The organism is Streptomyces sp. NPDC085524, from assembly GCF_044541755.1.
In the GTDB taxonomy this organism is placed as follows: domain Bacteria; phylum Actinomycetota; class Actinomycetes; order Streptomycetales; family Streptomycetaceae; genus Streptomyces.
Map to the genome: position 1 here is coordinate 26,769 of NZ_JBITTH010000011.1, position 12,874 is coordinate 39,642.

12 protein-coding genes and 1 pseudogene are annotated in these 12,874 nt (G+C 69.9%); 7 read left to right on the forward strand and 6 right to left on the reverse strand.

The genetic code is table 11. From position 1 onward, the window contains the following. The first annotated feature begins 47 nt into the window (after positions 1 to 47). Positions 48 to 305 carry a hypothetical protein gene (locus ACIGFK_RS18550; RefSeq protein ID WP_376655468.1) on the forward strand — a complete coding sequence of 86 codons (258 nt, stop codon included), beginning with the start codon at positions 48 to 50 and terminating at the stop codon, positions 303 to 305. 95 nt (positions 306 to 400) lie between these two features. On the opposite strand, the gene ACIGFK_RS18555 is transcribed toward ACIGFK_RS18550, so the two are convergent. Then, the gene (locus tag ACIGFK_RS18555) at positions 401 to 784 is read right to left on the reverse strand and encodes a J domain-containing protein (RefSeq protein WP_400052642.1); all 384 of its coding nucleotides are present in this window, start codon (positions 782 to 784) and stop codon (positions 401 to 403) included. A 137-nt stretch (positions 785 to 921) separates the two neighbouring features. On the opposite strand from ACIGFK_RS18555, the gene ACIGFK_RS18560 reads away from it, so the two are divergent. Beyond that, entirely contained in the window at positions 922 to 1,326 is a 405-nt protein-coding gene (locus ACIGFK_RS18560) for a hypothetical protein (protein ID WP_376655470.1), read from the forward strand. 114 nt (positions 1,327 to 1,440) lie between these two features. Here the strand turns inward: ACIGFK_RS18560 and grpE are convergent, their stop codons facing one another. The 4 genes from grpE to ACIGFK_RS18580 form a co-directional block, all read right to left on the reverse strand. Further along, the gene (gene grpE, locus ACIGFK_RS18565) at positions 1,441 to 2,061 is read right to left on the reverse strand and encodes a nucleotide exchange factor GrpE (RefSeq protein ID WP_400052644.1); all 621 of its coding nucleotides are present in this window, start codon (positions 2,059 to 2,061) and stop codon (positions 1,441 to 1,443) included. Then, positions 2,058 to 3,920 carry a molecular chaperone DnaK gene (dnaK, locus tag ACIGFK_RS18570; RefSeq protein WP_400052646.1) on the reverse strand — a complete coding sequence of 621 codons (1,863 nt, stop codon included), beginning with the start codon at positions 3,918 to 3,920 and terminating at the stop codon, positions 2,058 to 2,060. The genes grpE and dnaK overlap by 4 nt, the downstream gene beginning before the upstream one ends. After that, complete coding sequence (locus tag ACIGFK_RS18575) at positions 3,920 to 4,294, reverse strand: STAS domain-containing protein (protein ID WP_376655473.1); 375 nt, start codon at positions 4,292 to 4,294, stop codon at positions 3,920 to 3,922. The genes dnaK and ACIGFK_RS18575 overlap by 1 nt, the downstream gene beginning before the upstream one ends. Positions 4,295 to 4,398: 104 nt before the next feature. Beyond that, positions 4,399 to 4,827 (reverse strand): Hsp20/alpha crystallin family protein, encoded by a 429-nt coding sequence (locus tag ACIGFK_RS18580; RefSeq protein ID WP_376655474.1) that lies wholly within the window; start codon positions 4,825 to 4,827, stop codon positions 4,399 to 4,401. Between the two features lie 732 nt (positions 4,828 to 5,559). On the opposite strand from ACIGFK_RS18580, the pseudogene ACIGFK_RS18585 reads away from it, so the two are divergent. Both ACIGFK_RS18585 and ACIGFK_RS18590 read left to right on the forward strand, forming a co-directional pair. Then, a pseudogene (locus ACIGFK_RS18585) lies at positions 5,560 to 6,847 on the forward strand (oligopeptide/dipeptide ABC transporter ATP-binding protein). Continuing rightward, positions 6,844 to 9,210 carry an arylsulfatase gene (locus tag ACIGFK_RS18590; RefSeq protein ID WP_400052648.1) on the forward strand — a complete coding sequence of 789 codons (2,367 nt, stop codon included), beginning with the start codon at positions 6,844 to 6,846 and terminating at the stop codon, positions 9,208 to 9,210. The pseudogene ACIGFK_RS18585 and the gene ACIGFK_RS18590 overlap by 4 nt, the downstream one beginning before the upstream one ends. An 82-nt stretch (positions 9,211 to 9,292) precedes the next feature. Here ACIGFK_RS18590 and ACIGFK_RS18595 read toward each other — a convergent pair whose 3' ends face one another. Continuing rightward, positions 9,293 to 9,772: a hypothetical protein gene (locus tag ACIGFK_RS18595; RefSeq protein ID WP_400052885.1), complete on the reverse strand. Its 480-nt coding sequence runs from the start codon at positions 9,770 to 9,772 to the stop codon at positions 9,293 to 9,295. Positions 9,773 to 10,047: 275 nt separating this feature from the next. Here ACIGFK_RS18595 and ACIGFK_RS18600 point away from each other — a divergent pair, with 275 nt between their 5' ends. From ACIGFK_RS18600 to ACIGFK_RS18610, 3 genes are all read left to right on the forward strand, one after another. Then, entirely contained in the window at positions 10,048 to 10,188 is a 141-nt protein-coding gene (locus ACIGFK_RS18600; protein ID WP_400052650.1) for a hypothetical protein, read from the forward strand. 297 nt (positions 10,189 to 10,485) lie between these two features. Next, positions 10,486 to 10,848, forward strand: coding sequence for a PRC-barrel domain containing protein (locus tag ACIGFK_RS18605; protein ID WP_386473591.1), 363 nt, complete (start codon positions 10,486 to 10,488; stop codon positions 10,846 to 10,848). A 523-nt stretch (positions 10,849 to 11,371) separates the two neighbouring features. Beyond that, positions 11,372 to 12,742, forward strand: coding sequence for a hypothetical protein (locus ACIGFK_RS18610; protein WP_386473588.1), 1,371 nt, complete (start codon positions 11,372 to 11,374; stop codon positions 12,740 to 12,742). Positions 12,743 to 12,874 lie beyond the last annotated feature (132 nt).

Genomic DNA, 12,874 nt, shown 5'->3' on the forward strand with positions numbered 1-12,874 from the left:
CTTCGTGAGCTCATGGGGATGCGACTCTCCCTCTCAGAGGAGTAATCATGATCGTCAAGAAGCTGCACGAGGTCGGGGTCACGAGCGAGCACGCCTACCTGGCCGCCGCCGCGTCGATCGGGCTGTCCCTCGCGTCCTGGCTCACCTCCAGCAGGAACGAGAGCCTCGAGCGCGCCGATCGGTGGGGCATCTTCGTCGGGGAATGGGCCCCCACGTTCTTCGGCCTGGGTCTGGCTCTGGCGCACTACGAGGAGCGGGACCTGGTCCGCGGCGGCGGGTCCACGGGCGAAGGCCACGAGATGTGACCTCGGCCGCGCTTCTTCTCCGCCTCTTCAGGCCGGCGCGGAGTGCGTCGACGCCCTGAATTCCGGCGACGACTTCGCCAAAGCGTTACCGGTCATTACGGGAACCATATGCCGTGAAGCAGCCAGGCCATGAGTCGGTCGAATGGGTCTTCATACGGGCGATGCGCATCGGGGGGAAACTGCTGTGCCGCGACGCCGCCCGCGGACCTCACTCGTACGGGTATCCGTACCGGGTGGCCGACGGGCCGCTCCTGATCGCGTTCGGCATCGTATGCGGACCGTCGGAGTGGATCGTGCAGGGTCTTGTAGGCGTCGATGACTTCGGCGAGTTCCGCGCCTGCCTGCGGCCCGTCCGGGCGGGCGTCAGGGTGGAGGGCGCGGATCAAGGTGCGGTAGGCGCTGGTGATCTGCTCCGGCGACGCCTCGGCGCGGAGTCCGAGGACGGTGTAGTGGTCGCGCGACGGCCGCGAGCCGCTCATTTCTCTCACCTCCGGGAACAGCCGAAAGCGACCCCTCTTTGCCACCCGTCTTAGAACCTCCGGGGGATGTTGTCAAGGCAATCCGGTACGGGTATATCGACGACGGGGGGAATGCGCGCAGCCGAAGGGAGGCGGATGTGATCACCGAGATGGCATTGGAGCGAGTGGAATTTGCGTGCGGCCGATGCGGGTACGAATGGAGCATCGACTACGACGTCCAGCAGTACAGCGACGAAGAGGGCGGTGTCTGGGAGTACTTCTCCCGCGACGGCATCCCCGTTGCCTCCCCGTACACGCCTGCCGGCGCCTCGGCGTGCCCGTTGTGCCGTCGCCGCTGGATTGGCCGGCTTCTGGCTCGCAGGCTGATTCCCGCAGCACCCGGAGCAGCCGACACCCCCCGCGCGAAGGTCGCCGACACGATCGGCCACCGGCCCGAGCGGCGGGGCGCGCCCCTGCTCGGCTCCACAGCGCACACCCAGCCGGAGCAGCACGGAAGGCCCGAGCAGCTGCGTGAGCGGGCTTCCGGAGGTACGTCCGGCTGAACGCCCCGTGCGCTCGGGGAGGGCGTCCCCTCGCAGCTGACGTCGGCGGCGGGGCGTAGGACGGGTGCCGGAGGTCGCCTTGCCCGTCCTCCCCCGCCGCCGCCGGTGTCATGCTCAGCCGGGTTCCTCCCGGTCGGGCGGTTCGCTCACCGTGACCTGGGCCGGGCGCAGCAGGTGCTGTCCGACGGTGTAGCCGGGTCGGTGCACGGTGGTGCATGTCGGCTGGTCGACCTTGTCGGACCGTTGACAGGAGATCGCTTCGTGGCGGGTGGGGTCGAAGGGTTCTCCTGGGGTCCCGATCTCCTGAAGGCCGAGCACGGCCAGCTGGGTTTCCAGCAGATCGGCGACCGCTCGCAGGGCCGGATCGACGGGGCCGTGCTCGCGGGCCTGGTCGATGGCGTCCAGGACGGGCAGCAGCCCGCCCAGGACATTGGCGACAGCGATTTCCCGTATCGCGAGGCGGTCACGCTGCACCCGCTTGCGGTAGTTGTCGTACTCCGCCTTGATGCGCTGCACATCGGCGGTCCGTTCGGCGAGCCGTTCGTGCACGGCTGCGGCCCCGGCGGCAGGGGCGCCGCCGGGCCTTCCTGATCCACCGCCCCCGGTCTCCGCGTGCTGAGGAGGCCGGTCGCCCGGCCTGAGTTCGAGGGTGACGGGGTCGATGCGTCGTTTGTCCCTGATCACGATGGGGGGCGGCTGCTTTCGCGGTCCGTCGGCGGACTTCGGTGGGCTCATCGGGCGTCTCCCTCCTGGCTCTCGTCGTCGACGATCTCTGCGTCGACGACTTCCTCATCCGTGCCGGACGGCCCCGCGCCCGGTGCCGGTCCGCTGTCGGCTGCTGCGGCGCCCTGGGCCTCGTAGAGGGCGGTGCCGATCTTCTGCGCGGCGTTGCCGGCGCGCTCCGTCGCCGTGCGGATGGCTGTCGTGTCCTGGCCCTTGAGCTTCTCCTTGAGGTCCGTGATCGCGGATTCGGTCTCCGCCCTGAGGTCGGCCGGAATCTTGGCCTCGTTGTCGCGGAGCAGCTTCTCGGTCTGGTAGACGAGCTGTTCCGCGCTGTTGCGGGTCTCCGCCTCCTCTTTGCGGCGGCGGTCCTCCTCGGCGTGCTGCTCGGCCTCGCGGACCATGCGGTCGATGTCCTGGCGAGGCAGCGAGGAGCCGCCGGTGACGGTCATCTTCTGCTCCTTGCCCGTGCCGAGGTCCTTCGCGGTCACGTGCATGATGCCGTTCGCGTCGATGTCGAAGGAGACCTCGATCTGCGGGACGCCACGCGGGGCCGGCGGCAGGCCGGTCAGCTCGAACACGCCGAGCTTCTTGTTGTACGCCGCGATCTCGCGCTCGCCCTGGTAGACCTGGATCTGCACCGACGGCTGGTTGTCCTCGGCCGTCGTGAAGATCTCGGACCGCTTGGTCGGGATCGTGGTGTTGCGCTCGATGAGCTTGGTCATGATGCCGCCCTTGGTCTCGATGCCGAGGGACAGCGGGGTCACGTCGAGGAGCAGGACGTCCTTGACCTCACCCTTGAGGACACCGGCCTGGAGGGTGGCGCCGATGGCGACGACCTCGTCCGGATTGACGCCCTTGTGCGGATCCTTGCCGGTCAGCTCCCTGACCAGCTCCGTCACGGCGGGCATGCGGGTCGACCCGCCGACCAGGATGACGTGGTCGATGTCCGAAACCTTGATCTTCGCGTCCTTGACCGCGTTGTGGAACGGGGCCTTGCAGCGCTCCAGCAGGTCGGCGGTCAGTTGTTCGAACTGGGAGCGCGTGAGCTTCTCGTCCAGGTGCAGGGGGCCCTCGGCGGACGCGGAGATGTAGGGCAGGTTGATGTTGGTCTCGGTAGCCACGGAGAGTTCGATCTTCGCTTTCTCCGCGGCCTCGCGCAGGCGCTGGAGCGCCATCTTGTCCTTGGACAGGTCGACGCCGTAGTTGTTCTGGAACTGCTTCACGAGGTGGTCGACGATCTTCTGGTCCCAGTCGTCGCCGCCGAGGTGGGTGTCGCCGTTGGTGGACTTGACCTCCACCAGGCCCTCGCCGATCTCCAGGAGCGACACGTCGAAGGTGCCGCCACCGAGGTCGAAGACGAGGATCGTCTGGTCGTTCTCCTTGTCCAGTCCGTACGCCAGGGCCGCGGACGTGGGCTCGTTGATGATCCGCAGCACCTTCAGGCCCGCGATCTCGCCCGCTTCCTTCGTCGCGGTGCGCTGGGAGTCGTTGAAGTACGCCGGAACGGTGATCACGGAGTCCGTGACGTCCTCGCCGAGATAGGCCTCGGCGTCACGCTTCAGCTTCTGCAGGACGCGTGCCGAGATTTCCTGGGCCGTGTACCGCTTGCCGTCGATGTCGGCGGCATCCGGAAATCGCCAGGCCGCCTCGCCGATGTGGCGCTTGACGGACCGCGCGGTGCGGTCGACGTTCGTCACCGCCTGCCGCTTGGCGATCTCTCCGACCAGGACCTCTCCGCCCTTGCCGAAGGCCACCACGGAAGGGGTGGTCCTGTTTCCTTCGGTGTTGGTGATGACCGTGGGCTCGCCGCCCTCCAGGACTGCGACGACGGAGTTGGTCGTGCCCAGGTCGATCCCGACTGCGCGTGCCATCATCCGCTCCTCTCAGATCCATGAACCTTTCGACTGATGACTTCGCGAGGCGGCCCGAGCAGGGCCGCCGCCGTACCGGTCCGCCGCAGCAGCTGCCGCACCAGGGGGGACGTGACGCTCACCAACCTCAGCGCGGTGCCTCGCTCGGATGCCCGGCGGCGGGCTTCCAGCAGGATGCCGAGTCCGTAGCAGTCGCAGAACTCGACTCCGCTGAAGTCGACCTCCACCAGACGTGCGCCGTCCGACAACGCCTCATCCAGGGTGACTCGGAGCTGCGGCGCGCTCAGGATGTCGATCTCTCCCGAGACGGCGACCTTGAGGTGCCCGTCGGCGCGCTGTCGGATCGCGGCCGTGAGAGGCGGTGTCTCGGCCATGACCGCAACCTCGCTTTCGTCCCGGCTGACTTCGGCAGCTGCGGATCCGAGGACGGCGGGCGGTCCGGGGGAAGGCGGCCGCCCACCCGTCCTGCCGGCGTCCGTCAGGCGTTGATCTCCTTGCGTGAGCCGTCTCCGGCCCTGATCTCGATCTTCCGGGGCTTCGCCTTCTCGGTCACCGGAATGCTCAGCCGCAGCACACCGGCCTCGTAGGAGGCCTCGATCCGGTCGGCGTCCAGCGTCTCGCCGAGGAACAGCCGGCGGCTGAAGCTGCCGGAGGGGCGCTCCGCGATCAGCACCTCGCCGTTGTCTCCGGAGGCGGTGGTCCGCCGCTCCGCCCGGACGTTCACGACGTCCTGCTGGACGTCCAGGTCGATGGACTCGGGGTCGACTCCGGGCAGGTCCAGCTCGACGACGAAGGCATCGCCCTCGCGGAAGGCATCCATGGGCATGGCCGCAGGCCAGGCCGTGGTCCCCAGGACCTGCTGCGTCAGACGGTCCAGGTCACGGAATGGATCGGTTCGCATGAGCATCTTCATTCACTCCTCTCGCTCTCATCACAGATGCACATGGCAACACCACCTATATAGCGCGCAGCAATAAAGTTGACAAGACCCGACTCAGGGCAATGGTGCAACGTGATGTGGCCCGGATACCAAGGGCGAGATCACGAGGATCGGACGGTGAGGCGTCCGCCCCGCCGGTCGGCCATGACCTGGTCGTCTACGTGACCCGCAGCGGCAGGAACTCACTGGGCAGGCCGGCCCGCGAAACACCCGTCGCGGACCCGCCCCCCGGCCCATGGAGTCTCCGGCCGGCACGAGCCTCGGTCGCGGCCGGGCGGGCGGCCTGGATGTCGTCTCCGACCTGCGGCTCGGCGAGAGAACCGGCGCCGAGAGGGGACGGCCGTCGGCTTCGCACAACCGTCATTGCCCCGTAACGCCGGATCGTTGACCGGCCTCCACGCACTTGCGAGCATCGGGGCATGAGGTTGTCGAACTGTCCCCAGCACCGGTAGCCCCCGGTTTCCGGGGCCGCCGTGCCGCCGTGTGACCGACCCCGGACCGAGGATCATCGATGCGACCAGCCCTCATCGCGACGCCGGGCGGGAAGACCGCCGCCGACCAGTCCGACGGTGCGACCGCCGTCCTGGGGGCCGTACTGCACGGGGGCCCGCTGGCGCGCACCGCGATCATCGGGGAGACGGGGCTCAGCGCGGCCGCCGTGTCGCGGCACTCGGCCGAACTGCTCGCGACGGGGCTGGTCTGGGAACCGCCGACACCAGCGCTTCCGGCCAGTCCGCCCGCCCCGTGCTGGACGTGCGCGGCCTGCACGTCGAGTTCCCGCTCGGCGGCCGGACCGCGCACGCGCTCCGGGGTGTCGACCTCTCCCTCGCCGCCGGGGACACGCTGGGAATCGTGGGCGAGTCCGGCTCGGGCAAGTCGACCCTGGCCCTCGCCCTCACGTGCATGCTCCCGGGCAGCGGCCGCATCACGGACGGCTCCGTGCTGCTCGACGGCCAGGATCTCGCCACCGCTCCCGACGGGGCGCTGCGCCGGGTCCGCGGCGGACGAATCGGGATGATCTTCCAGGACCCCATGGCCTCCCTCAACCCGGTGCTTGCCATCGGGCAGCACCTGGACGAGGCGATGCGCGCGCACGGCCGCGGCGACCGGCGCTCGCGCCGCGGCCGCACGCTGGAACTGCTGGACCTGGTGGGCATTCCCGACCCCGCGCGGCGCATCGACGACCACCCGCACCAGTTCTCCGGCGGTATGCGCCAACGCGTCATGATCGCCCTCGCGCTCGCCGACGAACCCGACGTCCTGCTCGCCGACGAACCGACGACGGCGCTCGACGCCACGGTCCAGGACCAGATCCTGACCCTGCTCGAACGGCTGAACCGGGAGACGGGCACCGCTCTCGTGCTGATCACGCACGACATCGGCGTCGTCGCCCGCTCTTGCCGTCGCGTGCTGGTCATGTACGGAGGCACGGTCGTCGAGGACGGGCCCACCGACCGGGTCCTCGCGGACCCCCGGCACCCCTACACCGCCGGACTGCTGGCGGCCGTGCCCCGGCTGCAATCCCCCTCGGGAACCCGGCTGCGGAGCATTCCCGGCAGCCCGCCCGACCCCGCCGCCCCCACCCGGGGGTGCGCGTGCCGCCGGGCGCAACCCGCGCGCGTTCTCCGGCGGCCAGCGCCAGCGCATCGGCATCGCCCGGGCACTGGCCCCCGAGCCGTCGGTCATCATCTGCGACGAGCCCGTCTCCGCACTCGACGTCTCCGTCCAGGCACAGGTCGTCAACCTCCTCACGGACCTGCAACGCGACCTCGGACTCGCCCTGCTGTTCATCGCCCACGATCTCGCGGTGGTACGGCAGATCAGCCATCGCATCGCCGTGATGCACCGCGGACAGCTGGTCGAGACAGGCCCCGCCGACGAGGTCTGCACCCGCCCTGCACACCCCTATACCCGCACCCTGCTCGGGTCCGTACCCAGGACCGCCCCGTCCTCTCCCCCGTCCTTTCCCAAGGAGCTCCGCCCGTGACCACCACCAACGCCCCCGACACCCCCGACACCCCGGCCACTACGGATACGCCGAACCGCCGCGATCCCTACGCCGGCTTCCCCGGCCGGGTGGGTCGCACCTTCGCCGAGTCCGAGCCCTCCTGGCAGCCGCCGCGCCGGCCCGGAGGCCGTGCCCCGAACGTCGTCGTGGTGCTCGTCGACGACATGGGCTACAGCGACATCGGCCCGTTCGGCTCGGAGGTCCCCACCCCCGTACTCGACAGACTGGCCGCGGACGGCGTGCGCCTGGCCAACTACCACACCATGCCGCTGTGCTCCCCCGCCCGTGCCGCCCTGCTCACGGGTCTCAACCCGCACCGCGTCGGATACTCGACGGTGGCCAACTTCGACCCCGGCTTCCCGGGGTACGGCATGGAAGTCGGGGAGGACATCCCCACCCTGGCCGAGGTCCTGCACGACGCGGGCTACGCCACCTACGCCGTCGGCAAGTGGCACCTGACCCGCGACTCGGCGTCCAACGCCGCCGACGACCGGCGCAACTGGCCGCTGCAGAAGGGCTTCGACCGGTACTACGGCGTACTGGAAGGCCTGACCAGCCTGTTCCACCCGCACCAGCTGGTCCGCGACAACAGCCCGCTGGACATCGACGAACTGCCCGACGGCTACTACTACACCGACGACATCACCGACCAGGCCGTCTCCATGGTCAAGTCGCTGCGAGCACACGACCCCGACAAGCCGTTCTTCCTGTACGTCGCCCACAACGCCGTGCACGGCCCCCTCCAGGCCAAGCCCGAAGACGTCGAACGCCATCGCGGACGCTACGACGGAGGCTGGGACGCCCTGCGCCGCACCCGCTTCGCCCGGCAGATCGCCGACGGCCTGTTCCCCGAGGGGACCGCCCTGCCGGAACGCAACTCCGAGGCGGGCTTCGACGTAGGCCCCTGGGACGAGCTGACGCCCGAACAGCAGCGCCGCTACGCCCGCTACATGGAGGTCTACGCGGCCATGGTCGACAACATCGACCAGAACCTCGGCCGGCTCACCGACACCCTGCGCGCACTCGGCGAACTCGACAACACCATCATCGTCTTCACCTCCGACAACGGCGGCACCGGCGAGGGCGGCGCCGAGGGAACGCGCAGCTACTTCAGCCGCTTCGTCCACCAGCCCGTCCCGGACGACTGGAACGAGGACGTGGACCGGGACAGCGACCTCATCGGCGGTCCGCAGAGCCTGGTGCACTACCCGCGCGGCTGGGGCATGGCCTCCAACACCCCGTTCCGGCTCTACAAGGGCCAGACCTACGCGGGCGGCGTGCGCGTGCCGTTCGTCATCTCCTGGCCCGAGGGACTGCGGCGCGCCGCGGGCGACCCCGGGATCCGGCAGCAGTACCAGTACGTCACCGACATCACCCCCACCCTCCTGGAACTCGCCGGCGTGCGCCGCCCGGAGCTGTGGCGCTCGCGGCCCGCCCAGGAGCTCGACGGCGTCAGCTTCGCCCCCGTCCTCCACGACGGGCGGACGGCCGGCGCCCACACCGAGCAGTACTGCGAAATGTCCGGCAACCGCAGCTACTACCGCGACGGCTGGAAGCTGGTCACGCTGCACCGCCCGGGCGCACCGTACGACGACGGCGAGTGGGCGCTGTACGACCTGCGCACCGACCCCACCGAAACCACCGACGTCGCCGAGGAACACCCCCAGGTGGTGAAGGAGCTGGCCGCGGCGTGGGAAGCGGCGGCCTGGCGCAACGGCGTCTTCCCCCTCGCCGACGGCAGCGGCGCATTGGGCCGGCGCAACCCCGCCGAGGAGCGGTTCCACCGCCCCCTCACCCTGTTGGCGGGCACTCCCGAGCTGGAGCGCTACCGCTCCTCCCGGCTGATCTCGTTCCGCTCCTTCGACGTCACCGTCGAACTCGACGAGCACGCCACCTCGGACCAGGGCGTACTGGTCTCGCACGGCGACCAGGGCGGCGGCTACAGCCTGTACGTGGAGGACGGGCGGCTGCGCTTCGCGTACAACGAGTACGGGGAGCTGCACGAGACCGACGGAGGCCCGCTGCCCGCCGGCCGACGGACGGTCACACTGTCGGCCGCCGCGGTGGAGGGCCTGCGCTGGGAGTTCCGCGTCCTGGTCGACGGCGTGGAGACCGGCCGTTCGCGGAGCGTCCACCAGCTGATCGGCATGGCGCCGCTCCAGGGCATCAGTGTGGGCGTGGACCGCAAGTCCCCGGTCTCCTGGCCGGTGTACGAGCGCCACCGCAGCTTCCGCTACACCGGCCGCCTGCGTTCGGTGACGTACACCCCTGGTGATCAGGCGCCCTACGACCCGGCGCTCGTGGCGCGCGCACTGCGGGAGGCGGCCGCCGCCTTCGAGTGACGGACCGACGCGGCCGGCCCCGGCAGCACACCGCCCGCGGGAACCGCAGCCCGTCCCGCGGGCGGTGGGGGTGCCGGACGGCTCAGTCGGTGGCCGGTGGCCGGCGCCGGTCATCGACCTGGACCTCCAGATGCGGCCAGGCCGTGGCCAGGCGCAAAAGAGCGCCGGCCTCCGGCACGGTCACCGGACCCGACGACCTGTCCGGTGTGAACAGGACCAGCGTCCCGGTCGTGCCGTCGCTCTCGACGGGCACGAGATCGGTGACGGGGACGCCGTGTTCGTAGCGCTGGGTCCAGGCCCCGTCACCGTACCTCTGGCTGACTCGGCTCACGGAATCCGTGCCCGAGGCCATCAGCGTGCCCGGATCGGCGACAAGCCCACGGGGCCGGGACGCGAGGCTGCGCACGCTCATGACCCGGCCGGAACGGGGTACGCGGTCGGCATTCAGCGAAAGGAGCTCGTCCATGCTGGGCATCGCCGCCGCAGTCCTGTTCTTCATCGCGTTCCTCCTCAACGCCGCCGGTATCGCCACCAACGACGTCCTGAGTTCGACGAACGTCATGCTGATCGGTCTCGCCGCCCTCGCACTGCACGTAGCCGGCGTAGGGGGTGCGCGACCTGCCCGTGGGTGGGGCCGCAGACGATGAGGTTCGGGGGGACATCCCGCGAGGGCCATGCCGTATGGGATTGGCTGGAGAAGAGCAAGACTCACGCCGAGCGGACCGGACCCAGGCCACGCCGTCGGCAGCGAGGCCGGGTGACGGCCGAAGGTCGTGCCGAGCAGGCATGGGTAACGCCGCGCCGATTCGGTCCATGCCGGCGAAAAGGAGACAGCAAGTGACCACCTACGTCATTACCGTGCCCGGCACGTTCCTGACGGACGTCGACGACACAGCACGCTCCGAGCTCGCCCGAAGGCTGGCTTCGCACCACACCGACCTGAGCCAATGCCGTCGGCCTGCTGGCCAGGACCCTTGAAGAGCTGGGTCTGCCGGAAAAGGTCGCGCCTCTGGGGCCTCCGGCGATCACTGGTGTCGATGGTGATTCCTGAGGTGTTTCGGGCCCGTAGGACGTGGACCGGTTCGGCACCCGGACGGACCACGAGATCGCCGTGCCCGCCTGCCTCACCCCCCTGCCGCCCGCGGCCCCCGGGAAGCGGCGTGCGTCGATCCGCCGATCCGGGGCAGGCGAGCCGCATGGCGACCCACCTCCCGGCCGCAAGCCACTCACTGGGCGTCCGCACACTGACCACCACCGAGAAGGGAACCCGCATCCGTGAACGACAACATCTGGGCCTACCACCTGACCGTCGCCCACTTCGAGGACAGGGACCTCACCGGCTACAAGGTGGAAGCCCTCGACGGCACCATCGGCAAGGTCGACAAGCATTCGTACGAAACCGACGCCTCCTGGATCGTCGTCGACACCGGCCCCTGGATCTTCGGCAGGGAAGTACTCCTGCCTGCCGGCACGATCACCCGTGTCGACACCACCGAGGAGAAGGTCTACGTCGACCGGACCAGGCAACAGATCAAGGATGCCCCGGACTTCGTCCGGGAGGAACACCTCGGTGACGCCGCCTACCACCATGAGGTCGGCGGCTACTGGGGCGACACGGTACGCCGCCGGCAGCAGTGACCGCACCGCACGCGAGGGGCGGACCGTCCACGGGGACGGCCCGCCCCTCCGCCGGTCCCGCGGCCATCCGGCCATCCGGCCATCCGGGCCTCGGCGAGACGCCGAGCGGGCCTGCGCAGGCCGCAAGGCAACATCCGGCGTCAACCGTCTCCAGGGCGATGCGGCCCACCCGCCGACGGGCTTCGGTCGGGTCCAGGGCCGGGTCGCCGAGGACGGCGAACACCGCGCCCATCACGGCCGGATCAGGGAGGCGCTGCCGGAGGCGCACGAGGGCGCGAGGCCCGATGGGCCAGTGCCCCTTGGCGCCGTACACGCGCCCGGTGTGGCTGCCACCCGGACCCGATCAGTGCACATACCTTCCGTTTTTGGCAGGACCGCACAAGCCATCGGTCGTGCGAACACCGAAGCCGGCGCAGGGCCGGGCGTACCCGGGCAGCCAGAACCGCCACCGGGTCGCGGCACCACCCGGCCGAAGGCGGTCCCTGCAGTGACTCATCCCACTAACAAGGCAAGGCGGCAGTACATGGCTATGCGCAGCGGCGAACCGAAGGTCGACGTCAGTACCGATCCGTGGACGGACGCGGAGGGCGCCGGGAAGGCACAGGGCGGTGCGCCGGAACCGCTCCGGCAGGGAGTGCTGTTCACGCCTGCACTGCGGGGGGACACGGCCCGCAAGGTGACCAAGCCGAATACGGTATGGCAGCTCACCGGCGCGTTCGCGTACGAGGGGGAGGTGGCCACCGGCACCGCCGCCGTCTACTACGGTCTCGACGCCGACGGCACGCCCCACGAGGGCCTGGTCAACCCGATGATCTTCGCAGACGGGTTCAACTACGGCGAGAGCGAACTCGGCGATCTCTACGCCCACCTTGACGCGCCCTACAACGCCGACGGCAAGCGCCTGCTCAGCCAGCTGCTTGCCGCGGGCGTGGACGTCATCCTGCTGGGCTTCAAGGAGCGCCACACCCACATCCAGGCCAACGCCGCCGTCGCGGTCAGTGCCATCCGCAGGGCCATCGCCGACCGGCAGGAGGGCGGCAGCCCTCTGATCGTGGGCGGCGTCAGCATGGGCGGACTCATCACCCGGTACGCGCTGGCCTGGATGGAGAACGAGGGCGAGGATCACGAGAGCCGCATCTACCTGTCCTACGACTCCCCGCACAACGGTGCCTGGATCCCGGTCGCACTGCAGCAGCTGGCGTACTTCTTCGAGTCCGTCCCAGACCCCTCCGGCAAGCCGAAGCAGGCCGAGCTGATCAGGAGCGCCGCCGCCCAGCAGCTCCTGTGGGCCTGGGTGCCGAACGCCAAGGACTCCGGCGCCGTTGCGACCTGGAGCGAGAAGCGTGTCCGGTTCCTCCAGGACCTGAAGGACATCGGGTGGTTCCCGTCCAAGCCGGGCCTGCGCAGGATCGGCGTCGCCAACGGCACCGGTGACGGCACCTCGGGCCCGCTGCTGCCCGACGAGCTGGTCTTCGACTGGAGGTCCCCGGGAATCGCCCGCGCGGTACTGCGCACGCAGCCGGCCTTCGGCCAGCTCCAGGAAGTCGTACGGATGTCGGCCCTGATCCTCGGTTACCGTACGAGCCGGACCAGCGAGATCCCCCCGCTCGACGGCGCGCCCGGTGGCACTCTTGCCTCCTACGGCATGCTCGCCGACGCGCTCGGCGCCACGATCGACGAGCGCCACCGCTCCGGCTGCTTCGTGCCCTCGGTCAGCGCCGTCGCCCTCAAGTACGACCCCGTCACTTGGGACGTCGACCTCACCACCCACCTCAACGACCTCCCCCCCGGCCATAGTGAGCTGGACGCCTTCCACTGCGACGACACCAATTCCGAGCACAGCCTGGTGACCGAGAGCCTCGCCGAGTGGATCCTCGCCGAACTCATCGGCTGACCGCACCGGCCGCCACCAGCACGGGTGGAGCCGAACCGAGCACAACACGGGGCTGTCCGACCCAGCGGAGCTCATGATCCCTCCGAGCCGGCCCGACAAGGACCGAGCCACCGTCAAGGGCTCCCGCGCGCG

Coding starts and splice junctions, on each gene's coding strand:
- ACIGFK_RS18550 (WP_376655468.1), top strand. CDS start 48: ATGATCGTCAAGAAGCTGCACGAGGTCGGGGTCACGAGCGAGCACGCC.
- dnaK (WP_400052646.1), bottom strand. CDS start 3,920: ATGGCACGCGCAGTCGGGATCGACCTGGGCACGACCAACTCCGTCGTC.
- grpE (WP_400052644.1), bottom strand. CDS start 2,061: ATGAGCCCACCGAAGTCCGCCGACGGACCGCGAAAGCAGCCGCCCCCC.
- ACIGFK_RS18575 (WP_376655473.1), bottom strand. CDS start 4,294: ATGGCCGAGACACCGCCTCTCACGGCCGCGATCCGACAGCGCGCCGAC.
- ACIGFK_RS18580 (WP_376655474.1), bottom strand. CDS start 4,827: ATGCTCATGCGAACCGATCCATTCCGTGACCTGGACCGTCTGACGCAG.
- ACIGFK_RS18610 (WP_386473588.1), top strand. CDS start 11,372: ATGGCTATGCGCAGCGGCGAACCGAAGGTCGACGTCAGTACCGATCCG.
- ACIGFK_RS18555 (WP_400052642.1), bottom strand. CDS start 784: ATGAGCGGCTCGCGGCCGTCGCGCGACCACTACACCGTCCTCGGACTC.
- ACIGFK_RS18595 (WP_400052885.1), bottom strand. CDS start 9,772: ATGACGTTCGTCGAACTCAGGACGTCGTTGGTGGCGATACCGGCGGCG.